Raw genomic sequence first — 25714 nt, 5'->3', positions numbered from 1 at the left:
ATTCGGGTTTTGCGGTCATCGCAGGCCGGCATCCACGGTGATCGACTGCTTGGTGATCATGCGGCTGTCGTCGGCGGCAAGGAACAGCACCGCGCGCGCGACCTCTGCGCCGAGCAGAACGCGGCGGATCATCTGCCGCTGCACGACCTGGTCGACCGATGCCTGCGTCTTGAACCAAAGCTGCCGTTGCCGGTCGGTGATGACGGCACCCGGCTCGATGGCGTTGACGCGGATGTTGTCGGGGCCAAATGCCCGCGCCAGCGCGAACGTCAACCCGACCACCGCAGCCTTGGCCGTCGCATAGGGCGCCATCTCCGCCGCGCCGAAACGCCAGGCGATCGAGGAAAAATTGACGATCGAACCAAAGCCCAACTCCTTCATATGCGGATGCACGGCTTGGGCGGCAAAGAAGTGGTGCCTGAGGTTCACGTCCTGGGCGTGGTCCCAATACTCCTGCGTCACGTCGGCGACTGGGTGGCGATTGTCGTCGGCGGCGTTGTTGACCAGCACTGCGACGGATCCCAGGCGGTCGCGCACCGTGCCGATCGCAGCCTGGAGAGCGGGAATATCGGTCACGTCGCAGCGCAAGAATAGTGGTGCGTGCGGTGCCGTGGCGGCGAGTTCCCGCGCGAGATCCTCGCCGGCCTCCTGCTGCAGATCGAGAAACGCGACGCGCGCACCATTGGCGGCGAAGGCGCGGACCGTGTCGGCGCCGATGCCTGACGCGCCGCCGGTGATCAGCACGACGCGGTCGGCCAGGCTCGGATAGATGGCAAAGGACAATGCGGAGCTCATTTCAGATCAGGCGTTGGTCAGATCAGGCGTTGGGGTCAGATCAGGCGTTGGGTCGTCGGGTCGAACAAGCAGGCCCGCGCCATGTCGATACCGAGCGTCACCGTCTCACCCATCCGTGGCGTGCTGTCGGGGTCGAAACGACCGGTGATCTCCTTGCCGCCCAGGCGCAGAACGGCCATGGTCTCCGCACCTGTCGGCTCGACCAGTTCGACCACGGCATCGATTTGCGCGATGCCTGGCTTGCGACGCTGAAGATCGGGATCGAACCGGTAGATGTGCTCCGGCCGGATGCCGAGCACGACCTGTCGCGGCGTATCGGCGGCAAGTGTCTGGACGATCGACAGGCTGGCCGTCTTGCCGTCGGCGGTCTGCAAGGCAACGGTGGGGCGACCGCCTTCCTGGCTCAGTTCGGCCGGCAGGAAGTTCATCGCCGGCGATCCCATGAAGCCCGCGACGAACATGTTCGCCGGACGGTTGTAGATCGTGGCCGGCTCATCGAATTGCTGGACCTCGCCCTGATGCATCACGGCGATGCGCGAGGCGAGTGTCATCGCCTCGACCTGATCGTGGGTGACATAGACCGTCGTCTTGCCGACGCGGTGATGCAGTTTCTTGATTTCGGTACGCATGTCGACGCGCAGCTTGGCGTCGAGATTGGAGAGCGGCTCGTCGAACAGGAACAGTTTCGGATCGCGCACCAGCGCCCGGCCCATCGCGACACGTTGGCGCTGGCCGCCCGAAAGCTGTCCGGGCTTGCGCCCAAGCAGCGGTTCGATCTGCAGGAAAGCTGCAACCCGCTTGACGGCCTCGTCCTGCTGCGGCTTCGGCACGCGGCGGCTTTCCATGCCGAAGGTGATGTTCTCGCGCACCGTCATCGTCGGGTAAAGCGCGTAGGACTGGAACACCATGGCGATGTCGCGGTCCTTCGGCGCAACCGAATTGACCAGCCGGCCGTCGATGCGGATCTCGCCGGAGGTTACGGTTTCCAGCCCGGCGATCATCGCGAGCAGGGTGGACTTGCCGCATCCGGATGGTCCGACCAGCGCGATGAACTCGCCGTTCTGCGCCTCGAGATCGATGCCCTTCAGCACCTCGACCGCGCCGAAGTTCTTGCGCAGGGATCGGATGGTCAATGTCGACATGCGATGCCCTTCTTGCCGGTCGAAGCAATCGGCGACATGAGATAGGCTCCGCTCACTTGATCACGCCTCACTTGATCGCACCCTGGGTCAGGCCGCGGACGAAATACTTGCCGCCGAAGAGATAGATCAGCAGCGGCGGCAGCGCGCCGATCAGCACGGCGGCACTCATGACATCGTAGGCGCGTACATTCGTGCCGCTTGCCGTCAGCGCGACGAGCGCGGCCGTGATCGGCTGTTGCTGCCCGGAGGTGAAGACGACACCGAACAGATATTCGTTCCAGATGCCGGTGAACTGCCAGATCACCGTGACGATCAGGATCGGTGAGGAGAGCGGGAGAATGATCTTGCGGAAGATGCGCCAGAAGCCTGCGCCATCGATGCGCGCCGCCTTGATGAGATCGTCGGGAATGCTGACATAGTAGTTGCGGCAGAACAGGGTGGTGAACGAAATGCCCTGGATGACGTGAATGACGATGAGCCCGTAGGTCGAATTGCTGAGGCCCAGATTGCCGAGGATGAACGCCCAGGGCATCAACGAAATCTGGCCCGGTATGAAGACGCCGAGCAGCATGCAGGTGAACAGTGCTTCCGAACCCTTGAAGCGCCATTTCGACAAGATGTAACCGTTCATCGCGCCGACCGCCGTCGAGATGCTCGTCGCAGGGATCGTCATTTTCAGGGAGTTGTAGAAGTTGCGCTGCATGCCTTCGCAGGTGCCGCCGATGCAATAGGTGCTCCAGGCCTGGCCCCAGGCTTCGAGGCGGAAGCTGCGTGGCAGCGAGATCAGCCCGTTGCGCGCGATCTCTTGCTGATCGCGGAATGAATTCAGCACCACGACCAGCAACGGGACTAGGTAGATCGCCGCGAAGACAACCAGCAGCCCGTAGATGACGAAGCGGGTGAAGAAATGCCTGCGCGTCGCGACTGCGGCAGCGCGATGATCGTGCGACTGGTCCAGCGCTGCGTCAGCCATGGCCGGCTTCCTTGCGCCGGCGCCAGACCACCCAGAACGAATAGGGCACCAGCACCACGGCAAGAGCGGCAAGCATCATGATGGCCGCCGCCGCACCTTCGCCGATCTGGCCCCGTTGGAACATCAGGTCATAGACGTAGATCGCGGGGAAGGTGGTCGAGATCCCCGGTCCCCCTTTCGTCAACGCAGCCACGAGGTCGAAGGTCTTGATGGCGAACTGGATCTGGATGACGGCGACCGCCAGGAAGATCGGCGCAATCGTCGGCAGAAGCACTTTGCGATAAATGCGGAAGGTCGAAGCGCCGTCGATCTGCGCGGCCTTGACGAGATCCGAATCCACCGAGCGCAGACCCGCCAGGAAGAGCGCCATGGCAAAGCCCGAGGACTGCCAGACACCGGTGATGATCACCGCGTAGATCGCGTAGTGCCGGTCGCTGGCGAGTGCGAAACTGAAATTCGTCCAGCCCAATCCGCGCACCATCGCCTGGATACCGTCGCTCGGGTTGTAGAGCCAGCTCCAGACCGTGCCGGTGACGATGAAGGAGACGGCCAGCGGATAGAGGAAGATCGTGCGCCAGGCCGCTTCGCCGCGCACGCGCTGGTCGATCAGGATCGCCAGCAGCAGTCCCACGGCCATCGAGCCGACGATGTAGAAACCGCTGAAGAAAAAGAGGTTGTTGTAGGCGATGTTCCAGCGCCGGTTCGCCCAGAGTGACGCGTAGTTGTCCAGGCCGACGAAGCCGTAGGTCGGAAGCAGCGAGGAGTTCGAGAGCGAGATGTAGAGCGTCCAGCCGGTGAACACGAAGACGTAGACGAAGCTCGCCACAAGGGAGGGGCCGAGCACCAGCAAGGGCATCGCCGAGCCCAGCCGCTGCCGCCAGGGGCGGGCGGGCGCCGGGACCGATAGGATCAGGTCGTGATTTGACATCTGGAGCGTGGGACTGGGATGGAGGATGGCCGGGTGCCGATAGAAATTGCGCCCGGCCGTTCCCGTCTACTTCTGTGCTTCCGCCGCGTCGGCCATCGCATTGGCGCCGTCCTCGGCTGACATGTCGGGCGTCGCTACGAACTCGGTAATGGAATCCATGATCGCGCCGCGCATCTTCTGCGGGATGGTCATGTTGTGCGCCATCGAACGGACCAGCGTGCCCTCCTTGATCGAAGCCTGCAGATCCTTCTGCGAGAGCTGCTGGCACGGATTGAAGCCCTTCGACAGATCGATATCCAGGCGTGCTGGGATCGAGCCCTTGGCCTGGTTGAAAACCGTCTGGAAATCGGGCGACAGGATCAGGCTGGCAAGCAGCTTTTGGCCGTCGATGTAGTCCTGGTCCTTCTGCTTGAAGAACACGACCGAGTCGGAGTTGAGGATGAAGCCGGGTTTGCCCCAATCGGTCGGCGCCTGGGCGCAGACATAATCGGTGCCTTCCTTGAAGCCGGCGGCGGTCAGCAGGCCGATCGTCCAGTCGCCCATGATGTGGAACGCCGCGTCGCCCTTGCCGACGAGCGCCGACATCGAATCCCAGTCGCGGCCAACCATGCCCGGATCCATGTATTTGGTCGTCATCAGGCGCATCTGCTCGAAGGCCTTGACCATCCCCGGGCTGCGCATGGATTCGACATCGCCTTCGACGAAGGCCTTGCGATAGAGATCGATATCCTGGCCATAGAGCACGACCTCGAACACCGTCGAATCCGTCCAGTCGGCGGTCGAATGCGAGATGCAGATCTTGCCTGAGGCGACGATCTTGTCACAGGCCGCGTTGAACTCGGCCCAGGTCTTGGGCATTTCCGCCACGCCAGCGGCCTGCATGACCTTCGGCGAGGCCCAGAGCCAGTTGATGCGGTGGATGTTCATGGGAGCCGCGACCCATTTGCCGGTCGGCTTCATCACCGGAAGCAATTCCGGCGCCACCACTTTCTCCCATCCTTCCGAGGCCGCCAACTCGTCGAGATCGGCGGTCATGCCGGTCTTGTTCCACTCGGCGATTTCCGGGCCTTTGAGCTGCACGGCAGGCGGCGCATTGCCGGCGATCACGTCGGCACGCAGCTTGGCCAGCGTATTGGCCGTGTGACCGGCGATCGACGTCTGTTCCCATTTGCCGCCCTTGGCGGTGAACATCTCGCCGAGCTTGGCGATCGCCTGGGCGTCCGATCCGGTCGCCCATTGGTGTAGCAGGTTCGTCTTGGGCTCCGCTAACGCTGCCCCCGTGAAAAAGGTGCACACAGTGGCGGCCGCGAGGGCGGTCATGACGCATTTCATCGTTTCACTCCCATATGGTGTTGCACGGTTCGTATCGACCGCTTATGGCCGCGGTTTGAAGCCGCGGTCGGCGAGACGCGTTAATCTCGAGTTCTTTCCAAGATGACATATTGGCGCTATCAGTCAACGATGTTTATGTTGATCCATGACAAAACCTTCGCTTAGGACCTGGCTGATCGGCAGGCCGTCCGCGTCGCCGGAGAGCATGATCGTGCGGTGCTTGAGTGAGCGCGGCGTACTCTCCGCGTCGCAGATCACACACGTCACCGGTCTGGCGCGCTCTACTGTCTCAACCGCGCTCAATGGCTTGAGAAAGTCGGGAATGGTGATCGAGGCTCCGACCAGCCGCGATGGGATCAGAGGTATCGGCAGGCCAGCTGCGGCCCTGACGCTCAATCCGACAGCGGGCACCTGCGTCGGAATTCACTTGGGTCTTCAAGAGATGCGGCTCATCGTTGCCGATGTCTCGCATTCCGTCATTGCCGAACAAACTATCCCCATGGCTCTGGACTACCAGCCGCAACAGGCGGCCCAGATGGCCAAATCGGCAATTGCCCAATCTTACGAGGAAAACGGTCTGGCGGCGGCGGGGCTCCTGGGAGTTGGGGTTTCCGTGTCCGGCCCTGTCAGCCGCGATGGAGTGGTGCTGCGCGCGAGCATCGTTCCAACATGGGCCGGCGTCAACATACGAGATGTGTTCGGGCCGGTCCTGGAGCGGCCGATCTTCGCCGACAATGAAAGCAACTGCTCGGCCATTGCGGAGCTGATGTGGGGTGCGGCCATCGGCCAAGATGATTTCGTGCTGTTCAAGATCGACCTGGGCGTCGGCGGGGCCATTGTCCAGCATGGCCGGCTGGTGACGGGCATCGCCGGTGGCGCCGGCGAATTCGGGCACATCAGCATCGATCCCGGCGGCGATCTTTGCCGATGCGGCAATCGCGGATGCCTGGAACTCTATGCGAGTTTTGCCCGGCCACTCGAACAGATTTCGCGTATCGTGCGGCGGCAGGTCACCATGGACGATGTCATCACGATGGCCGAGCAGGGCGACATCAGGGCCTTGCGGATGATCGAGGATACCGCCGAGATCGCCGGCCGGGGGCTCGGCTTGATCGGATCGGTGCTCAATCCGCCGCTCATAATCATCGGCGGCCACATGGCTTTGGCGGGTGACATTCTGCTGACGCCGCTGATCGCGTCCTATGAACGCCACACGCTCATCAAGTCCCGCGATATCGCTCCGGCCCTGCGCACGCGGATCACTGTTGGCAAGCACACCCAGAACGATGCATTGCTGGGCGCGGTTGGCCTTGTGCTGAGACATCAGACGAAGGAGCTGTCGCTCGGCTGATCGTCGGGATCAGTCATCGGCGGGAGACAATCCGCTGGCTGTCGGCATCGGAATTGTTCCGGCTCCGATCAATGCGTTGGCAGCTTGAGTGGCGAGCAGCTTTCTCCAACCACCAGCGCTGGCTGGAAAACCACGTTGCGGGCAGGTTGGGCTACCTTGCCTTCGATGCGGTCGACCAGCATGCGCAGTGCCTCATTGGTCATGTCGGTAACCGGATGCTCGGTACGGGTAAGGCGCGGCTTTAGCCCGCCTGCTCCTGCCACCGTGTCGGTCGAGGCGATCGAAACGTCCTCGGGGCAGCGCAGCCCGAGATCGGCAACGGCCCGCATGACGCCGATGGCCATGACGCCATTGGCGACGTAGAGGGCGGTTGGCCGGTCCGGCTGTCCGAGCAGATCGCGCGCGACCGAATAGGCGGTGTCTTCACGGAACTCGCCGGAACGGACATGCCCGGTTTTCGGGGCAAGTCCGCGCGCCGCCATCGCTTCGAGCATGCCTTGCAGCCGGCCGCTGCCCGTCGTCAATTGCATGGGCCCGGTGATCGAACCGATGTGGCGGTGGCCAAGGTCCAGCAGGTAGTTGGTCGCCTGCTTGCCGGCCGACAGATTGTCGATGGTGACTGTGTCGACGCCAGCGTCGCCGATAGAACGCCCGAGCAGGACCACCGGCATGCCCTCGAAATCCCGCCGCTGGTAATGGCTTTCGGGTCCCACCGGAACGACCACCGATCCATCGCACCCCAGTGTTCGAATGCGCGAAAGAATGCGTCTTTCGATGTCGGGCTTTTCATCGCTGTTGAACAACACAAGCGAGTAGCCCCAGGCGGCGACCGCCGCCTCGGCCGCGGTGACGATGCGGGCATAGAACGGGTTTGCCAGATCCGCCACGGCAAGCGCGATCAGCTGGCTGCGGCCGCTGCGCAAATTCCGCGCCACCAAGGAAGGCGCATAGCGAAGATCGCGCACCGCGGCGAGCACGCGAGCACGCAATTCCGGACTCACATAGGCGGTGTCGTTGACGACCGCGGATACCGTCGCCGTCGACACACCGGCAGCCCTTGCGACGTCTTTTATAGTGGCCATCTGCCCTCTTAGCTAATCGTTTAGCTGAACCTTAACGCGAATCTCTCGCCTATTTTGTGCTTCTTTGCACGAATTTTCTTGCGAAGCTGCCGAAGATGAGAAAATCTGCCGAAACGGTTAGGCAGTCATCAGCTTTGAATCTGAAGGTGCGCGCCCAACCTCACAAGGGAGAGAGAGCCATGAAAAACCTGACGTTCGGCGTTTGCGCCGTGGCCCTGGCATTGTCCGGCGCGCAGGCCAGCGCGGCCGACAAGCCGCTGCTCGGTATCGTGTCGATCAGCGCCACGGAAGCCAACAATGTCCGCTATATCCAGGGCGCAACCAAAGCGGCCGACGAACTCGGCTGGAAGGTCACCGTAGTCGATGCGGCGGGCAATGCAGACCAGGCCAACGCAGCCATCCAGAACTTCGCCCAGCTGGGCGCGCATGCCATTGTGGACATGGTGTTCCCGTTCTCATCGATCGGCGCCGGGCTTGCCGCGGCCGGTTCCGCGAGCATTCCTGTCGTCACCTGGGGCGGCGGGCTGGGCGGCACCGTTGCCGCCACCAACGGCTCGGGCGGTCCGATGGCGATCCCGGTCGTGGACCTGATGCTCAAGAACATGAACGGCAAGGGTTCCATCCTTGCCCTCACCTATCACACGGGTGAGGTTTGCCGGAACCGCGAGCAGGTCATGGATGAAATGGTCGCCAAATACCCCGACATCAAGGTGACCAAAAACGAAGTGCGCATTCCCGGCTACTTTGAAGACGGCGCGCAGTACGCCAACGCATGGCTCGCCTCGCATCCTGCGGGCGCCGAGAACCTGGCGATCTGGGGCTGCTGGGATGATCCGGCGATCGGCGCGATCGGCTCGCTGCGTGCCCAGAACCGCACCGATGTGATGGTGTACGGCATCAACGGAAATGCCCAGGCGCTTGAAAATATCAAGAACGGCTTCATGACCGCAACGGCATGGCAAGACAGCTACACCGAAGGCTATAACATGGCGAAGATGATTGAGGAGATCACCGCCGCCGGAAAGAACTGGGCTCCCAAGGCCGCCGAAGTGCCGGCGGTGCTGGTGACCAAGGATACGGTGGCGGATTTTCTGACCAAGCATCCCGACGCGATCCAGTAGGCGCAGCCAGCTTTTGACCGATAGGGTACCAGGAGATGCAGCAATGGAGATGGCGGTGCCCATGGCGCCTCCATTTCTTGTCGTGCGCAACATTAGCAAAGCCTTCGGCGGCGCCCAAGCGTTGCGAAACGCCTCCCTCGACATTGTCGCGGGGGAGGTTCACGGGCTGGTCGGCGCCAATGGCGCGGGCAAGTCGACAATGATCAGGATCCTTGCCGGCCTCAACCACCCGGATCGGGGCTCGATCGAGGTCGACGGGCAAACCGTCGGCATCGAGACCGCGCACCGCGCCACGGAATTCGGCATGAGCTTCATTCACCAGGAACTGGCTTTCGTTCCGGGCATGACTGTTCTCCAGAACATCATGCTCGGCGTGCCAAAACGATCGCGCTTCGGCTTGACCGATTGGGCGGCCATCGCCCGCGACGTCGAGCCCATCGCGAGGCGCGTCGGCATCACCGCCTCGCTCAACGCAAATGTGAAAGGGCTGTCGACAGCCGAGAACTGGTTGATCAATATCTGCCGCGCGCTGGTCCGCAAGTCGCGGCTCATCGTCATGGACGAGCCGACAGCCTCGCTCTCCGCCGCCGAGAGCGAGAAGCTCTTCGTGAACATCAAGGATCTCGCCGCCTCCGGCGTCGCCGTGCTTTACGTCTCGCACCGCCTGGATGAGATCCTGAAACTCTGCGATCGGGTGTCGGTGCTGCGCGACGGCAATTCCGTCGCCGAATTCGCCCGTGCCGGATTGACCAGGAAGGCGCTGGTCGAGGCGATCGTGGGCTCCGCCCATGTCGGCAACGATAGCAGGCCTGAATATGCGCCGCAGAACCATGAGGTTGTTCTGCGCGTCCAGAACCTGACACGCTTGCCCAAGGTGCGTGGCGTAAGTTTCGAACTTCGCCAGGGCGAAGTTCTGGGCATAGGCGGCCTGGTCGGTGCCGGACGCAGCGAATTGGTGCGGCTGATCTATGGTGCCGATCGCGCCGACGCGGGCAGCATGACGCTCAAAGGCAAACCTTTCGCGCCGAAAACGCCACGAGCGGCGGTTGCCGCCGGGCTCGGCCTGGTGCCGGAAGAGCGACGTACGGAAGGGCTTTTCCTGTCGAAGAGCGTCGCCTTCAATCTTGGTCTGGTCAATTTGGACAAGCTTGTGCTCGGTCGCAGGATGCCGCTTCTCAACCGAAAATCGCAGTCCTCGCTCGCCCGCGAGACGATGAAGCTGCTGGCGATCAAGACGGCAGGCATGGACACCCCTGTTGGCCGGCTAAGCGGCGGCAACCAGCAGAAAGTGGTTATCGGCCGCTGGCTGCAGCGCGCGCCGCACATCCTCATTCTCGATGAACCGACCCGCGGGGTCGATATCGGCGCACGCGCGGAGATCCACCGTCAAATCCGCGACCTGGCCGCGGCCGGCATGGCGGTTCTCGTCATCTCGTCCGAACCCGATGAACTGCCGGACCTTTGCGATCGCGTGCTGGTGATGGCGGAAGGCCTTGTCGTTCGCGAACTGAGCGGCACGTCGATGTCGCGCTCCGCTATTGTCGAGGCAAGCTATGGTGAGCGGAGCCATTGACCGAGGAGATGATCACATGAGCGATGTCTCGACGTATAACAGGCGCCTGACCCCACGAACCAAGGCTGCGCTCGGAGTTTTCGCGCGCTATGCGACCATCCTCGGCTTGCTGGCAATGATCGTTGCCTTTTCGATCCTGTCGCCGAAGGCATTCTCGACCTTGGGCAACTTCACCAACGTCCTCAATCAGGCCTCGCTAGCCATGATCATCGCCGGCGGCCTGACATTGGCGGTCGTCGTCGGCGAGCTCGACCTGTCGATCGGCTTTGCCGCCAGCCTGCACGGCATTCTCGTCACCGGCTTCATCGTCCATGACAAGCTGCCGATCCCTGTGGCCATTTTCATCGTGCTCGCCCTTGGCGCGCTGATCGGCCTGGTCAACGGCTTCATCGTCACCAAGATGAAAGTCAATTCGGTGATCGCGACGCTGGGCGTCGGGACCATCATCACGGGCCTCGCCTTCGCCTACTCCGCCGGGGTACCCATCGTTGCGGGCGTACCGGAGGCCTTCCTGCAGCTTTCGCTCGGCCGCTGGCTCTTCGGCATCCCCAACAACATCGTCGTCATGGTCTTTGTGCTGGGCATCTTGTGGGTGCTGGTCGAACGCACCTCCATCGGCCAGGAGATTCAGGCGGTCGGCGGCAACCCCGCCGCGGCACGCCTTGCCGGTATCAATGTCGATCGCATCAAGACGCTTGGTTTCGTCATTTCCGGCATGTGTGCCTCCCTCACCGGCATTCTCCTGGCGTCGCGGCTGGGCAGCGGTACGACCAGCGCGGCCGATTCCTATCTGCTGACTGCGTTCGCGGCGGTATTTCTCGGTTCGGCGACTTTGCGCGACGGCGAGTTCCATGTCCTCGGGACATTGGTCGGCGCCCTGATCATCGCTTTCGGCTTCAACGGCCTCAACATTTTCGGCGCCCCGACCTTTTCCCAATACGTGTTCCAGGGCGCCATTTTGATCATCGCGGTCGGGCTTTCCAGCCTTGGCCGCTCACTTGCGGAAAGTTGAGGAGGATCACATGGCTCAGGCCGAGCATTGGCAGATCTATGTCATCGAGTTCGCGCGATCGAAGAACCAGCCATGGGTCGATCTGGTCAACGGGATGTACGATGACGGCCCCACGGACCTGCCCTTTTCCTTTATTCTGGCGCGGCGCGGCGACCGTAACGTGCTGGTCGACACCGGTTTCATGAAGGACGAAACCGGCCCGAATTTCTCCGACAAGTTCGGCATACCCTGGTGGATTTCCCCGGTTCGCATGCTTGCCGAACTGGGGCTGGCGCCGGACGACATCACCGACATCATCGTCAGCCATGCGCATTTCGATCACATGGGCTCCATCGATCAGTTTCCCAAAGCCCGCCTCTATATTCAGAAGCAGGAGTTGCTGTCCTGGCACGAGGCGATGGCGCTGCCGCCGCAATACGGCTTCCTCACCACCATCATCGATCCCGATGATCTGCGCGCTGCCTTCGACGCCTCGGTGGAACACCGGTTGACGCTGGTCGACGGTGACCGCGACGATCTTCTGCCAGGCATCCATGTGAGGCTGGGGCAGGGCCACACGATGGGCCAGCAGTTCGTCATCGTGGAGACGTCGCGCGGCCGCATCGTACTTTCCGGTGATTGCGTCTACTCGTCCCGCCAGCTCACCGGCCACAAGCACGACGGCGTCTATCAGCCGCTCAACAATGCCGTCGGCAGCGTGTGGGAGCAGCTCAAGACCATCGACCGCATCAATACCGAGATCGGCGGCAACCTTGAACGGCTGATCATTCTTCACGATTCCGAGCGCTGGAAGGGCTTGCCGGTGGTCAAGGAGGTTGAAGGATTCCGCATCGTCAAGGCGGCTTAGCAACATCACTGCCAGGCAGCCGCGCACAAGCCGTCCGATGGTCGAGATTTAACCTGGGTGCGATCGAACGCGCTGGCGTCTATTTCTCTCCCGGCGGTTTCACTGGTTCCGTCTCGTCCATCGCCTGCTTGACGGCATCGGCCGCCTTGCTCATTCCAGCTTCGTCCATGGCCCAATCCGCGAAGCGTTCGAACAGGAGAGCGAACGTCACCAGGTCCTGCTCATCCCATTGCGCCAGTGAGCCAGCGAAAATCCGCCATTTGGTCCGACGCACCGCCGTCACGAGACGTTCGCTCCTGGCGGTGAGTTTGAGGCAAATGCGCCGGGCGTCGAATTGCGATGCGACACGGAAGGCGTAGCCGCGCTCGACGAGATCGGCGGAGATGCGGCTGGCGCGTGAGGGGTCGATCCCCAGGCGCTCGGCGATGATGCCGACCGTCACCTCGTCCTGCGAGGTGCCGTTGACGACCGCGCTGAGCGCGATAATTGCATCGAGATGGCTCACTTCCAGCGAAGGATCGATGCGGGCCAGGATCAAACGACCGAAGTCCCGGCGCTGGATCGAGCGGCGCACCTTGGTCATCACTGCATCGATGGTGGCGACGGCCCCGGCTGCTGCTTCGGAGAGGCCACTGCTGCGCGCCAGATCCGCGAGGTCCTGATCGCCATGTATTTGACACAGGGCGGAAGATCGGTCCGGATTGCCTGATCCGGTATTTTTGATGCTCATATCCAGCGCGCTAGCAAAAATATGTGCGGATGTCAATTATATGCCAAAAGCATATATTTGATGTTGACATATATATGCCACCAGCACATAGACCGCGCCCAGCTGGAGAAACCCCAGTCTACGGATACCCTGTCTACGGAGATATCAATGACTCTCGACTCGACCCTTCCGGAGGCATCGCCCGTAGAGGCCGGAGCCAGACCCGATCTCACGACATTGATCGTCTATTTCGGCGCTCTGATCGCCATGTTCATGGCCACCATCGACATGCAGATCGTGGTCACGGCCTTGCCCACCATCGCCGGCGAATTGGGCAACCTGCATCTGTTCGGCTGGGTCGGCGCCGCCTATCTGCTCTCGACCGCCGCCGTCGCGCCGTTCTACGGCAAGCTCGGCGACATGTATGGCCGCAAGAACGTGGTGCTGACGGCAATCACTCTTTTCCTGCTGGGATCGCTGGTCTGCGGCACCGCATGGTCGATGGAGAGCCTGATCGCCGCACGCGTCCTGCAGGGCATCGGTGGCGGCGGCCTGATGGTCTCCGCCTTTGCCATGATTGGCGAATTGTTCAGTCCGCGCGACCGCGCAAAGTATCAGGGCTACAGTTCGGCGGTGTTCGCGCTGTCGTCGGTCCTTGGCCCGTTGGCCGGCGGCTATATCATCAGCCTGTTCGGCTGGCGCTGGGTGTTCCTGGTCAACCTGCCGATCGGCATCGTCGTGCTGGCGGTCCTGGCGTTCGCCATGCGCGGCCGCTTCAACGAGAAGAAGCACCGTATCGACTATCTCGGCGGCCTGCTGCTGGCCATCGGCACCACAGCCATCGTCTATTGGGGTTATCACGTCCTGGACCCGGCCGGGCCGGACGTGCTCACCTTCGTACTGCCGGTTCTCGCGCTGGCGGCAATCGCCTCGTTCATCATGGTCGAGCGGCGGGCGCAGGAGCCGATCGTGCCCTTGCGGCTGTTCGGCAACTCGACGGTCCGCATCGTCTCGGGCGTGTCGGTGGTCGCCGGATCGGTGACGCTGGGCATGTTCTTCTATTTCGCGCTCTACATGCAGACGCTGACCGGGCTGAGCCCTGCCAAAGTCGGCTTCCTGTTCCTGCCGGCGTCCTTGACTTCGATGGTCATCTCGATCCTGGCCGGGCGGGTCATTGCAGCGACCGGCCGCTACAAATGGATGCCGGTGGTTGCGATGGGAATTGGTGGCCTGCTGATGATAGGTTTTATCTTCATCACTTCGCACACGCCGATCTGGGTGCTGGCGGTGATGATGGGTCTGTTCGGCATCAGCATGGGCCTGCAGTTCCAGGTGCTGATCGTGGCGATCCAGGCGGCGGCCCCCTTGCAGGACATCGGCGCGGTGACCTCGCTGATCACCCAGGCGCGGACCATCGGGGCATCGCTGGGGCTGGCGCTCAACGGAGCGGTGATGACCTGGGCCCTGAACCGCCAGACGTCAGAGCTTCCCGCTGATGCCGCCGCTCGGTTGCCGGAGGGCCTGACCGGACTGAGCCCACACCTTGCGGCGAGCCTGCCGGACGCGGTTCGCGATGTGGTGCTCGGCCACTATTCGAGCGCCTTCAACGTGATGTTCATCTGGGTAGCAGTGCTTTACTTCGTCGCCATGGCGCTGACGCTTCTGCTCGAGGACATCCAGATACCCAAGCGGGGTTGAGCCCCGTCCAGGCCTCACCCCGATCGATCGCCGCCAGCGCCTTTTGATCATCGGCGCTGGCGCATGTGAGGCTTGGATGTCCTGGTCACGGATGTCGCGAGCCTTGTCCATCACGCCGCGCAACCCCGACCGGCTTCGCCTGATCGATCGGTTTGCACTTCAGGACGAAGTGGCGGCGGGCTGTCTGTTAGGCCCAGCCTAAGCAGAATTATCGAAAATCATTATTTGTGCAGCGCACACAGCGTGCTTTGCTCCACCTGCCGGCTGAAAGAAAAAAAAAGAACGTCAGGCGGCAGCCTTCGGCGATGCGTCCGAAGCGGGTCGTTTTGGCGCGGACAGCGCCCGACCTCAGAAAAAGACAAGGGGAACGTGATGACGACAATGATCTCGAAGTTTCGCCGTGCCGCGCTTGCGGCCGGCATTGCCCTGAGCGCCCTCTCGGTGAGCCTCCACGCCGAAGCCGGCAGCTTGAAACTGGGCATGACAACCTGGGTCGGATACGGCCCGCTCTTCCTTGCGCGTGACATGGGCTACTTCAAGGAGGGGGGCCTCGATGTCTCGCTCGAAATCATCGAGGAAGCATCGCTGTACATGGCGGCCGTCGCCGCCGGCGAACTCGACGGCAGCGCCTCGACCATAGACGAAATCATGAAATACCGTTCGAAGGACGTCTGCTTCAAATCGGTCTATGCCCTGGATGACAGCCATGGCGGCGATGGCGTCCTGGCACCCACCGAGGTCAAGAGCGTCGCCGATCTCAAGGGCATGGAAGTCGGGCTGAACGAAGGTTCGGTATCGCAGTTCTGGTTCAACATCCTGCTCAAGCAGGCCGGTCTCACTCAGGCCGATGTGAAGGTCACCAACATGACGGCGGACGATGCCGCCGCCGCCTTCATGGCCGATCGCATTCCCGTTGCAGTCACCTGGGAACCGCATCTGACGCTGGCCAAGAAGGCAAACAAGGGACAGGTGCTGATCGATTCATCGAAGACGCCGGGCGTGATCGTCGATGTGGTGGCGCTGAATTGCGAATACATCACGAAGAACCCCGGGGACGTCGAGGCGCTGGTGAAGGGTCTCTACAAGGCCAACGAGTTCATCAAGGAAAATCCTGCGAAGGCTTATGAGGTGATGGCCAAGGGCGTCGGCGGTTGGCTGAAGGATCCGAAGGACTTTGCCTCCTCCGCCGCGGGCGTGAACTTCTATGGCAAGGCGCGCAATGCCGAGTTCTTCGCCGGCGGCGAGAGCAGTGAAGCCGGCAAGCTGATCAAGCTCGGCGGCGATGTGTGGGGCGGCTTCGGCAAACTCAAGATGGACATCAAATACGACGACCTCGTCGATCCGTCCTTCCTTGCAAAGTGATCTGGCCTTGCCAAGTGATCTGGCCTTGCAACGTGGCTAGGCCTTGCAAAGTGAGCTCGCTGGACCGCAGGCCTAGCCTTGCGCCTGCGGTCTATCCAGCCCGAAGGGTTCCCCTGTGACACTGGCACCGAATACAACGTCTCCAATCAGCCATATCGTGAACACGAGCGTGGAAAGAAATCAGCCCGGTCGATCCGCCTGGAAAGCCATCGCCACGCCCTTTCGGGCTGTGTCGCGTCCTCTCTCCATCACGCTCAGCGTTTTGGTCTGGATCGCGGTCATCGGCGGCTGGTTCGCTTTGACCTATTCCGGGGCGGTCAAGGAAATGTTCCTGCCCCGCCCCGAATCCGTCTTGTCCACCACCATCAGCATGGCGCTTGACGGATCCTTGTGGGAGCACGTCCTGGCCAGTGTCCAGGTGGTGCTGATCGGTTTCGTCATTTCGAGCATCGTGGCGGTGCCGCTTGGGTTGACGATGGGCACCTATCGCATCGTCCAGGCCGCGCTCGATCCGCTCGTCAACTTCATCCGCTACCTGCCGGTGACGTCCTTCGTGCCGCTTTTCATCCTGTGGATCGGGATCGGCATCGAGCAGCGCGTTGCCGTCATCATCTTCGGTATCTTCTTCCAGCAGCTGGTCATGATCGCCGACAGCGCCCGCGGCGTTCAGCGCGACCTCGTCAATGCAGCCTATACGCTCGGTACGAAACGCGGCGACACGGTCTTCCACATCGTCTTTCCGGCCACGCTTCCCAACGTGCTCGACGTGCTGCGCGTCACCATGGGCTGGGCCTGGACCTATCTCGTCGTCGCCGAACTCGTCGCCGCGCGCAGCGGACTTGGCTACATCTCGCTCAAGGCGATGCGTGGCTTCCAGGTCGACGTCATCTTCATGGCCATCGCCATGATCGGCATCCTTGGCCTTTGCACCGATCAATTGTTCCGGGGCATCCGCCGCATCGTCGCTCCCTGGGCCAATTGAGGAATTCGCATGGAAACCCTTGCTCTCGCGACGAAACCAAAGAGCTCCGACATCGGCATCGACAATGTGGCCCTGCGCTACGGCACGGGCGACAACGCCGTGCTGGCGCTGGACGGCATCTCGTTCCATGTCGTGCCCAATGAGTTCTGCGTGATCGTCGGCCCATCCGGCTGCGGCAAGTCGAGCCTGCTCTATCTTGTCGCCGGCCTCGAGGAACGCACCGGCGGCATGATCTCCGTCGGCGGCAAGCCGGTCACCGAGCCGGGCCCGGATCGCGGAATGGTGTTTCAGGCCTATACGCTGTTCCCCTGGCTCACCGTGGCGCAGAACGTCGAATACGGCCCGAAGCGCAAGGGCATGCCGGCGGCCGAACGCAGGGCCATCGTCGAGCATTTTCTCCATGAAGTCGGCCTGGCGAAATTCGCCAACCATTATCCCTCGCAGCTGTCGGGCGGCATGAAGCAGCGCGTGGCGATCGCGCGCGCGCTCGCCAACGATCCGCAAGTGCTGCTGATGGACGAACCCTTCGGCGCGCTCGACAGCCAGACCCGCCACTCGATGCAGAAGCTTTTGCTGAGGATCTGGGATCATTCCAAGAAGACGGTCCTGTTCGTCACCCACGATATAGACGAGGCGATCCTGCTGGCGGACCGCGTGCTCGTCATGTCGGGCCGGCCCGGCCAAATCAAGAGGGAAATCCGCGTCGGCCTCCCGCGCCCACGCAGCATGGATCTGGTCATGGAACCGAACTTCATCGCCATGAAACGGGAAATCCTCGAGCTCCTGAAGAACGACGAAGAGGACGAGCACTAATGCATGCCGCGCAAAAGTAACTCTCGGTTTTGGGAAGACGACATGCATGAAACCAAGATCGGCGGTCTCTGGATATGGCATGAAACGGGCAGGGCATGAGCGTCGAGACCACGGAATTTGACTACATCGTCATTGGCGCGGGCTCGGCCGGTTGCGTGTTGGCCAACAGGCTGAGCGCGAACCCGGCAAACCGCGTCTGCCTGGTCGAGGCTGGCGGCAGCGACGACCGCACACGGGTGCGCGTGCCGGCCGGCATTCTCTCGCTCTATGGCAATCCGAAATTCGACTATGGCTACAGGGGCGTGCCGCAGCCGCTGCTCGACAACCGCCGCATACCGGTCAACCGCGGCAAGCTTCTTGGTGGATCGAGTTCGATCAACTCGATGGTCTACATTCGCGGCGCCGCGCAGGACTACGATGAGTGGGCAGCCCTTGGCTGCGCGGGGTGGTCCTATGCCGACATACTGCCGGTCTTCAAGAGACTGGAGCGGAACCTTCTGTCGCAAAACCCGGCCTATCACGGCTTCGAGGGCGAACTGCGGGTCGACGATCCGCGCGATCCCAACATCGTCTCCAGGCTGTGGGTAGAGGCGGGCGGAAGCGTGGGTCTGCCTGAAAATCGCGACTTCAACGGCGACAGCCAGCTCGGCCTCGGCATCTACAATGTCACCCAGGACAAAGGTGAGCGCTTCTCGGCCTACACCGCCTTCGTCCGGCCGGTTCTCGGCCGCCCCAACCTCCAGGTCATGTCGGGCGTCGAGGTGCTTGATCTTGCGGCTGATCACGGGCGCGTCACCGGCGTCAATGTGATCAGGCATGGAGCAACTCAACGGCTGGTGTGCCGCGCCGAGTTGGTCTTGAGCGCCGGCGCGATCGGATCGCCGCGCATCCTGCTTGCTTCCGGCATCGGCCCGGCCGAGGAGCTGAAGGCGGCGGGGATAGAGCCGGTCGCAAACGTGCCCGGCGTCGGCAAGAACCTGCGCGATCATATCGACGGCATGATCACCGTGCGGTCGAACAGCACCAGGACACTCGGCCTGTCGCTCGCCAACCTGCCGGCGATGCTGGCGGCGCCTTTTCAGTATTTCGCCCGGCGCAAGGGCATGCTGACGACCAACTATGTCGAGGCCGGTGGCTTCGCGAAGACGAAATACGCCGGCAGCGTTCCGGACGTCCAATTCCATTTTGTCCCCGGCTACCGCAGCCATCGCGGCCGGCTCGTCGAATATGGCCACGGCTATGCGGTGCACACATGCGTGCTAAGACCCGGAAGCGTCGGCGAAATCACGCTGGAGCGCGACGGAACCCGCCGCAACGTGCTGATAGATCATCGCTTCTTCAGCGACGGGCAAGATGCTCTGACCCTTGTCGAAGGCATCAAGCTGGCGCGCTCGATCCTGGCTTCGCCGGTCTTTGGCGATATTCGAGGAGGGGAAATCCTGCCGGGACCGAATGTCGTCACCGACGATGAGATCCTCGCCTATCTGCGTGCCGAGGCGCTGACCGTCTATCATCCCGTCGGCACGGCAAAGATGGGCAACGACGCCATGGCGGTGGTCGATCCCGCCGGCCTCAAGGTGCACGGCTTCGACAACCTGCGGGTGGCCGATGCCTCGATCATGCCAACGCTGATCGGCGGCAACACCAATGCGCCGTCCATGATGATCGGCGAAAAAGCTGCAACGGCGATGTTGTCGTAGCGCTCCCGTTTTTCCTGGCATTTAGGGACAAGCTAACCACTGCCACGTGAAATCGTAATTTTCGCTATCCAGCCCCTCCAGTACACCACCGATCTGACCTCCTCGCATCCGCAGAAACTCTTGGGGGGAAAGGGCGCAGAAATGTCGGTGGAAAAAATAGACACGCTTGTCGTCGGTGGTGGCCAGGCGGGGGTGGCTATGAGCGAGCATTTGAGCAAATGCGCGGTGCCGCATCTGGTCCTCGAGCGTGGCCGGATCGCCGAGCGCTGGCGTTCGCAGCGATGGGACTCGCTCGTTGCCAATGGCCCGGCTTGGCATGATCGGTTCCCGGGCATGGAATTTCCGGTGACGGGTCCCGACGGCTTTCCCTCCAAGGAGGAGGTTGCGGACTATTTCGCAGCCTATGCGAGGAAGATCAATGCGCCGATCCGCTGTGGCGTAGAGGTCAAGCTCGCGCAAAGAAATGTCGGTCGACCGGGGTTCCGCGTCGAGACGTCGGATGGGGTGGTCGAAGCCAACAGCATCGTCGCGGCGACGGGACCTTTCCAGGTTCCCGTCATCCCCGCCCTTGTCCCCGGTGATACCGGCATTCCGCAGTTTCATTCCAGCGCCTACCGCAACCCCGGACAGTTGCCGAAGGGCGCGGTGCTGGTGGTCGGGGCGGGCTCCTCAGGTGTCCAGATCGCCGATGAGCTACAGCGCTCGGGGCGGCGCGTCTATCTCTCGGTCGGCCCGCACGACCGCCCGCCGCGCGCCTATCGCGGGCGTGATTTCTGCTGGTGGCTCGGTGTTCTCGGCAAATGGGATCTTGAAACTCCAGGGCCTGGCACGGAACATGTCACGATTGCGGTGAGCGGCGCGCGTGGCGGCGAAACGATTGATTTCCGGCGGTTGGCCGCGCAGGGGCTCATGCTGGTCGGCATGACGAAGACATATCGGGACGGTGTGCTGACCTTCGCGCCCGATCTGGCGAAGAACATTGCCCGTGGCGACGCCAGCCTGATGTCACTGCTTGACGAGGCCGATGCCTATGTCGAGCGCAACGGTCTCGACCTTCCGGAGGAGCCAACGGCCCGTCGGATCGACCCGGATCCCGACTGCTTGACCAACCCGATCGGCGAACTGGACCTGGCTGGCGCCGGGATAGCGGCGATCATCTGGGCGACAGGCTTTGCCGTCGATTACAGCTGGTTGAAGGTCGATGCTTTTGACGAGAAGGGCCGGCCAAGGCATCAGCGCGGCGTCTCGACCGAGCCCGGGATCTACTTTCTGGGTTTGCCTTGGCAGTCGCGAAGAGGGTCGAGTTTCATCTGGGGCGTCTGGCATGATGCCAAGCATGTCGCGGACCGCATTTCGACGCAGCGCAAATATCTGGCCTATCACGCTGCCGCGCAGCGCGAGACAGTTGACGCCTGACCGACGCTGACAACAGCCACGAGCCCGATCTGATGGAGACCAGGATGGCGCATACGAGAATCCGCAAGTTCAACACGAAAGACACCTATCCCGAGCAGAAACTCGACAATGATCTGTGCCAGGCGGTCGTCACGCGGGGCGGCCGGACGATCTATCTGCGTGGCCAGTGCCCGCAGGATCTCGACACGGCCAAGAATATCGGCAGCCACGATCCGGCCGAGCAAACCCACAAGGTGATGCAGAACATCAGGCAGCTCATCGAAGAGTGCGGCGGCACCATGGAGCATCTGGTCAAGGTGGTGGTCTACATCACCGACGTGCGTCATCGCGAGGCCGTCTACCGTACCATGGGCGAGTATATCAAAGGCGTGCATCCCGTTTCGACCGGCCTCGTCGTGCAGGCCTTGGCGCGGCCGGACTGGCTGGTCGAGATCGACGGGACCGCCGTAATTCCGGATGGTGGCACCGCCATCATCCCGGACTGACGGTCATGACCTTTTCCATTGTCGCTCGATGCAGCCGCACCGGCATGTTCGGTGTCGCGGTGTCGTCCTCCTCGCCGGCGGTCGCAGCGCGCTGCGCCTATGCGCAAGCAGGCGTCGGCGCCATTGCCAGCCAGAACGTCACCGATCCGACGCTCGGCACAAGGGGGCTCGAATTGCTGGCGCGCGGCGCTTCGGCCTCCGAGGCGGTCGCCATCCTGAAGCGCACCGGCGCCTATGCCGAATATCGGCAGGTGCTGGCGGTCGATGCCGCCGGGACCACCGCTATTCATTCCGGACCCAGGGCGCTCGGCATCTGGGCGCAAGCGCATGCCGACAACGTCGCCTGCGGCGGCAACATGCTGGCCCATGACGGCGTGCCGCAAGCCATGGTCGAAGCCTTCCTGGCCTCTGAAGGGCATCTGGGCGACCGCCTGATCGCGACCATGCGCGCCGCGCTGAAGGCGGGTGGCGAGGCGGGTCCGGTCCATTCCGCCGGAATGAAGCTGGTGCGCGAGGTCGCGTGGCCCGTCGCGGACCTGCGCTGCGACTGGAGCGACGGCTGCCCGATCGAGGAACTGGCGGCCCTGTGGGATCGCTACAAGCCGCAGCTCGATGCCTATGTGACCCGCGCGATCAATCCGTCCGACGCGCCGAGCTACGGCGTGCCCGGCGACGAGTAGCCAGCATACAGGGGGAGGCCATCCGGATGAGCGAGCTCAGTCACAAGGACTGGATCAGCAAAGCGTCCGCGCTCCGTTTTCGCGACAAGGCGTTCATCGACGGCAAGACGGTTGCCGCGCGTTCGGGCCACACCTTCGCCAGCATCAATCCGGCCACCGGCGAAACGCTGGCCGAGGTGGCGTCGTGCGGCGAGGAAGATGTCGATCTGGCTGTTGCCGCGGCACGGCGCAGCTTCGAGGCCGGCGTCTGGTCACGCACCAGCCCGGCACACCGCAAGGAGGTGTTGCTGCGGCTGGCGCGGCTGCTGCGCGAAAACCTGCAGGAGTTGGCACTGCTCGAGTCGCTCGACATGGGTAAACTCGTCAGGGATGCCGCCTCTGTCGACGTCCCGGGTTCGGCGGCGATCTTCCAGTGGTATGGCGAGGCCATCGACAAGATCTACGACGAAGTGGCGCCGACCGGCGGCAACGATCTGGTGCTGGTGCGGCGCGAGCCGCTCGGCGTGGTCGGCGCCGTGGTGCCGTGGAATTTCCCGCTCGACATGGCGACCTGGAAGTGCGCGCCGGCGCTGGCGGCCGGCAATTCGGTGGTGCTCAAACCCGCCGAGCAGTCGCCTCTGTCGGCCCTGCGGCTGGCGGAATTGGCGATGGAAGCGGGCCTGCCTGCCGGTGTGCTCAATGTCGTGCCCGGCCTTGGCGAGACGGCCGGACAGGCGCTCGGCCGCCACATGGATGTGGATTGCCTCGCCTTCACCGGATCGACCGCGGTCGGCAAGATGTTCCTGCAGTATTCTGGTCAATCGAACATGAAGCAGGTCTGGCTGGAAACCGGCGGCAAGAGCCCTAACCTTGTCTTCGCCGATTGCGGCGATCTCGATGCGGCAGCCGATATGGCGGCGTTCGGCATCTTCTTCAACCAGGGCGAGGTCTGTTCGGCCAACTCGCGCCTGCTCGTGGAACGCTCCATCAAGGATGTCCTCGTGGAAAAACTGGCTGAGCGCGCGGCGGCCACCCAGCCTGGCGATCCGCTCGACCCGGCCTCGAAAATGGGCGCCATGGTCGATATCAGCCACGCGGTCAACGTCATGCGGTTCATCGAGGCCGGCAAGAAGACCGCGCGCCTGGTTGCCGGCGGCGATCGGGTCACGGTCAATGGTCGCGGCAGCTTCATACAGCCCACCATCTTCGACAACGTTGCCCATGACGACCAGATTGCGCGCGATGAGATATTCGGGCCGGTGCTTTCGGTCATCGCTTTCGACCACGAAGAGGAGGCCATCAATATTGCCAATGACAGCCCGTATGGGCTGGCCGCGTCGGTGTGGACCGACAGCTTGTCACGCGCGCACCGTGTCGCCAGTCGGCTCCGCGCAGGCACGGTTTCCGTCAATACCGTCGATGCGCTGAGCCCGATGACACCGTTCGGCGGCGTCAAGCAATCCGGCTTCGGCCGCGACCTGTCGCTGCACGCGCTCGACAAGTACACCGCGCTGAAAACGACGTGGATCAAATACTGATGGGTGCCAAGGCTTGATCGAAGCACCCAAACCGGCAACATAGCCAGCCATGCCGCTACGCTTCACGCTCCGACAGCTGGAATATTTCGTCGCCGTCGGCGAGGCTGGCTCCATCACCAAGGCGGCCGAACAGGTCAATGTTTCGCCGCCTTCGATCTCGGCTTCCATCGCGCAGCTAGAGGCCGAATTCGGTGTCCAGCTTTTTGTTCGCAAGCATTCGCATGGACTGTCGCTCACGGCAGGCGGGCGCGTTTTCCTGAAGGAGGCCGCCAAGCTGCTTGCCGACGCCGACGCTCTGCACGATATCGCCGGCGATATCGCCGAAAAAGTGCGCGGACCGCTGGCGATCGGATGCCTGCTGACCTTCGCGCAGATCGTCATGCCGACGCTGCGCGCCAAGTTCGAGCGCGCCTATCCCGAGGTGCGGTTCAGGCAGTTCGAACGCAACCAGGGTCAGTTGCTTGAAATGTTGCAGCGAGGCGAAATCGACGCGGCGCTGACCTACGATCTCGAACTGTCGCAGGACACGACTTTCGAACCGCTGATGCTCGTGCCGGCCTATGTCATGCTGCCGCAGGGACACCGCTTCGCCGGCAAGCCTTCCATCACGACGGAAGAACTGGCCGACGAACCGATGGTGCTGCTCGACCTGCCGTATAGCCGCGAATATTTCCTTTCGGCTTTTCATTCGCGGGGAATCCGGCCGAACATTGCCGAACGCACCGGCGACATCGCGGTGATGCGTTCGATGGTTGCGAACGGTTTCGGCTATGGCATCGCCAACATGCGGCCGCTGAACACGCTGGCGCCTGACGGCAAGCCGTTGGTCTTCGTGCCCCTGGAGGGGGATTTGCGGCCTCTTACCATGGGGATCGCATTGCCCAACGCCGAGCACCGCACACAGACGGTGCAGGCATTCATTGATCATTGCCGCCGTTTCGTGGTCGAACAGGGTGTCTTCGGCAGTGGGCGGGTCATCGAATAGCGGCCTTCAATCACGCAATCTGAATTGGTGCGGAAAGCTGCTCCAGCAATTTTTCCAGCATGTCGTCGCAGCGGCGCATCTGTTCGGCGCTGACGAATTCGTCGGGCTTGTGCCCTTGCGCCATCGATCCTGGTCCACACACGACCGTCGGCATACCGAGGTCGCGGCTGAACAGGCCGCCTTCGGTGCCGAAGGCGACCTTGATGGTGTTGTTGGCGCCGGTCAGCGATTTGACGAAAGCGACGGCCTGCGAATTGGCAGGCGTATCCAGGCCAGGATAGGTATTGGTGATGTCGATGTCGATTGCTGCCTCGGGGGCGATGGCCGAGGCTTCGGCTGCGATACGTGAGGCCTCCTTGCGCAGGCCGTCGAGGATCTCCTGGGGGTTGTCGGCCGCGACGTTGCGGATCTCGAAGTCGAGTTGGCAGAGATTTGGCACGATGTTCAGCGCCACGCCGGCATTCATCCTGCCAACGTGGACGGTCGTGTAGGGAATGTCATAGTCGCCGTCGCGCGTGCCATCGCGCGCCAGCCGGTCCTGTTCCCGGCGCACGGCGGAGACGAAGTCGCAGCCGAGATGGATGGCGTTGAGCGCCAAGGGGGCCAGAGCCGAATGGCCCTCGCGCCCCCTGCAGATGGCGCGTGCCGCGAGCTTGCCCTTGTGCCCGGTCGCCACCTGCATGCCCGTTGGCTCGCCGACGATGCACAGCAATGGCCGTTGCGGCGCAGTCGCCAGCATATCGATCAGGCTGTGCACGCCGATACAGCCGATCTCCTCGTCGTAGGAAAGCGCCAGATGCAAAGGTGTTCGCAGGGTCATTTTCGAGGCCTTGAGGCACGCCGCAAGCGCGCAGGCCACAAAGCCCTTCATGTCGGCCGTCCCGCGCCCGTAAAGCTTGCCGTCGCGCTCACTCATCTCGAAGGCCGGCAGCGTCCAGTTCTGTCCCTCGACAGGAACGACGTCGGTATGACCCGACAGCATGATGCCGGGAGCGTCGGTCGGCCCGATGGTGGCGAAGAGGTTCGCCTTGTGGCCATCGGGGCTGCGGATGATCTGACAGATAATGCCATGTGCCGCCAGCAGGTCGGTCACATAGGCGATGAGGTCGAGGTTCGAGTCACGGCTGACGGTCGGAAAGGCAATCAACCTTTCAAGGATTTGGATGCTGTCCATGCGTCTCACGTCTCGTTGGCCGTGCGCGCTATCTAGC

At 62.6% G+C, this 25714-nt stretch carries 23 protein-coding genes; 15 read left to right on the top strand and 8 right to left on the bottom strand.

Annotated elements, in window-relative coordinates; genetic code table 11:
* Positions 1-15: 15 nt before the first annotated feature.
* The 5 genes from LB568_RS05145 to LB568_RS05125 all read right to left on the bottom strand — a co-directional run bounded on the left by LB568_RS05145 (position 16) and on the right by LB568_RS05125 (position 5158).
* Positions 16-795, bottom strand: a complete 780-nt coding sequence (locus LB568_RS05145; RefSeq protein ID WP_224729448.1) for an SDR family NAD(P)-dependent oxidoreductase — start codon at positions 793-795, stop codon at positions 16-18.
* 35 nt (positions 796-830) lie between these two features.
* Positions 831-1937, bottom strand: a complete 1107-nt coding sequence (locus LB568_RS05140) for an ABC transporter ATP-binding protein (RefSeq protein ID WP_013897046.1) — start codon at positions 1935-1937, stop codon at positions 831-833.
* 67 nt (positions 1938-2004) lie between these two features.
* The gene (locus LB568_RS05135) at positions 2005-2910 is read right to left on the bottom strand and encodes a carbohydrate ABC transporter permease (RefSeq protein WP_224729447.1); all 906 of its coding nucleotides are present in this window, start codon (positions 2908-2910) and stop codon (positions 2005-2007) included.
* The gene (locus LB568_RS05130) at positions 2903-3838 is read right to left on the bottom strand and encodes a carbohydrate ABC transporter permease (protein ID WP_023764666.1); all 936 of its coding nucleotides are present in this window, start codon (positions 3836-3838) and stop codon (positions 2903-2905) included. The genes LB568_RS05135 and LB568_RS05130 overlap by 8 nt, the downstream gene beginning before the upstream one ends.
* 66 nt (positions 3839-3904) lie before the next feature.
* On the bottom strand, positions 3905-5158 hold the full coding sequence (locus LB568_RS05125; protein WP_224729446.1) for an ABC transporter substrate-binding protein: 1254 nt from the start codon (positions 5156-5158) through the stop codon (positions 3905-3907).
* Between the two features lie 217 nt (positions 5159-5375).
* On the opposite strand from LB568_RS05125, the gene LB568_RS05120 reads away from it, so the two are divergent.
* Positions 5376-6521, top strand: a complete 1146-nt coding sequence (locus tag LB568_RS05120; RefSeq protein WP_181180414.1) for an ROK family transcriptional regulator — start codon at positions 5376-5378, stop codon at positions 6519-6521.
* A gap of 68 nt (positions 6522-6589) precedes the next feature.
* Here LB568_RS05120 and LB568_RS05115 read toward each other — a convergent pair whose 3' ends face one another.
* Positions 6590-7603, bottom strand: a complete 1014-nt coding sequence (locus LB568_RS05115; protein WP_140572900.1) for a LacI family DNA-binding transcriptional regulator — start codon at positions 7601-7603, stop codon at positions 6590-6592.
* A gap of 95 nt (positions 7604-7698) precedes the next feature.
* Here LB568_RS05115 and LB568_RS05110 point away from each other — a divergent pair, with 95 nt between their 5' ends.
* The 4 genes from LB568_RS05110 to LB568_RS05095 all read left to right on the top strand — a co-directional run bounded on the left by LB568_RS05110 (position 7699) and on the right by LB568_RS05095 (position 12156).
* Positions 7699-8724 carry a sugar ABC transporter substrate-binding protein gene (locus tag LB568_RS05110; RefSeq protein WP_224729445.1) on the top strand — a complete coding sequence of 342 codons (1026 nt, stop codon included), beginning with the start codon at positions 7699-7701 and terminating at the stop codon, positions 8722-8724.
* 61 nt (positions 8725-8785) lie between these two features.
* Positions 8786-10297 carry a sugar ABC transporter ATP-binding protein gene (locus LB568_RS05105; protein WP_224729444.1) on the top strand — a complete coding sequence of 504 codons (1512 nt, stop codon included), beginning with the start codon at positions 8786-8788 and terminating at the stop codon, positions 10295-10297.
* Positions 10298-10313: 16 nt separating this feature from the next.
* A complete protein-coding gene (locus LB568_RS05100) occupies positions 10314-11309 on the top strand; it encodes an ABC transporter permease (protein ID WP_224729443.1) in 996 nt (331 codons plus the stop codon).
* A gap of 10 nt (positions 11310-11319) precedes the next feature.
* Complete coding sequence (locus LB568_RS05095; protein WP_224729442.1) at positions 11320-12156, top strand: N-acyl homoserine lactonase family protein; 837 nt, start codon at positions 11320-11322, stop codon at positions 12154-12156.
* A gap of 79 nt (positions 12157-12235) precedes the next feature.
* On the opposite strand, the gene LB568_RS05090 is transcribed toward LB568_RS05095, so the two are convergent.
* Positions 12236-12886, bottom strand: a complete 651-nt coding sequence (locus LB568_RS05090; RefSeq protein ID WP_224729441.1) for a MarR family winged helix-turn-helix transcriptional regulator — start codon at positions 12884-12886, stop codon at positions 12236-12238.
* A 147-nt stretch (positions 12887-13033) separates the two neighbouring features.
* Here LB568_RS05090 and LB568_RS05085 point away from each other — a divergent pair, with 147 nt between their 5' ends.
* From LB568_RS05085 to LB568_RS05040, 10 genes are all read left to right on the top strand, one after another.
* The gene (locus tag LB568_RS05085) at positions 13034-14563 is read left to right on the top strand and encodes an MDR family MFS transporter (protein WP_224729440.1); all 1530 of its coding nucleotides are present in this window, start codon (positions 13034-13036) and stop codon (positions 14561-14563) included.
* Between the two features lie 372 nt (positions 14564-14935).
* The gene (locus tag LB568_RS05080) at positions 14936-15925 is read left to right on the top strand and encodes an ABC transporter substrate-binding protein (protein ID WP_224729439.1); all 990 of its coding nucleotides are present in this window, start codon (positions 14936-14938) and stop codon (positions 15923-15925) included.
* Between the two features lie 169 nt (positions 15926-16094).
* Positions 16095-16907: an ABC transporter permease gene (locus tag LB568_RS05075; RefSeq protein WP_224729438.1), complete on the top strand. Its 813-nt coding sequence runs from the start codon at positions 16095-16097 to the stop codon at positions 16905-16907.
* Between the two features lie 9 nt (positions 16908-16916).
* A complete protein-coding gene (locus tag LB568_RS05070) occupies positions 16917-17720 on the top strand; it encodes an ABC transporter ATP-binding protein (protein ID WP_224729437.1) in 804 nt (267 codons plus the stop codon).
* A gap of 95 nt (positions 17721-17815) precedes the next feature.
* Positions 17816-19420 carry a GMC family oxidoreductase gene (locus tag LB568_RS05065; protein ID WP_224729436.1) on the top strand — a complete coding sequence of 535 codons (1605 nt, stop codon included), beginning with the start codon at positions 17816-17818 and terminating at the stop codon, positions 19418-19420.
* A 141-nt stretch (positions 19421-19561) separates the two neighbouring features.
* Entirely contained in the window at positions 19562-20836 is a 1275-nt protein-coding gene (locus LB568_RS05060; RefSeq protein ID WP_224729435.1) for a flavin-containing monooxygenase, read from the top strand.
* 44 nt (positions 20837-20880) lie between these two features.
* The gene (locus LB568_RS05055; protein WP_224729434.1) at positions 20881-21321 is read left to right on the top strand and encodes a RidA family protein; all 441 of its coding nucleotides are present in this window, start codon (positions 20881-20883) and stop codon (positions 21319-21321) included.
* 5 nt (positions 21322-21326) lie between these two features.
* Positions 21327-22001 (top strand): DUF1028 domain-containing protein, encoded by a 675-nt coding sequence (locus tag LB568_RS05050; protein WP_224729433.1) that lies wholly within the window; start codon positions 21327-21329, stop codon positions 21999-22001.
* 26 nt (positions 22002-22027) lie between these two features.
* Entirely contained in the window at positions 22028-23518 is a 1491-nt protein-coding gene (locus LB568_RS05045; protein WP_224729432.1) for an aldehyde dehydrogenase, read from the top strand.
* Between the two features lie 49 nt (positions 23519-23567).
* Positions 23568-24503 carry a LysR family transcriptional regulator gene (locus tag LB568_RS05040; protein ID WP_140572887.1) on the top strand — a complete coding sequence of 312 codons (936 nt, stop codon included), beginning with the start codon at positions 23568-23570 and terminating at the stop codon, positions 24501-24503.
* 10 nt (positions 24504-24513) lie between these two features.
* Here LB568_RS05040 and argE read toward each other — a convergent pair whose 3' ends face one another.
* A complete protein-coding gene (argE, locus tag LB568_RS05035; RefSeq protein WP_224729431.1) occupies positions 24514-25677 on the bottom strand; it encodes an acetylornithine deacetylase in 1164 nt (387 codons plus the stop codon).
* Positions 25678-25714: the final 37 nt, after the last annotated feature.

This window comes from Mesorhizobium sp. B263B2A, from assembly GCF_020165775.1.
In the GTDB taxonomy this organism is placed as follows: Bacteria; Pseudomonadota; Alphaproteobacteria; order Rhizobiales; family Rhizobiaceae; genus Mesorhizobium; species Mesorhizobium opportunistum.
The sequence above is the reverse complement of the archived record's forward strand: the minus strand, read 5'-3'. Positions and strand labels throughout refer to the sequence as shown.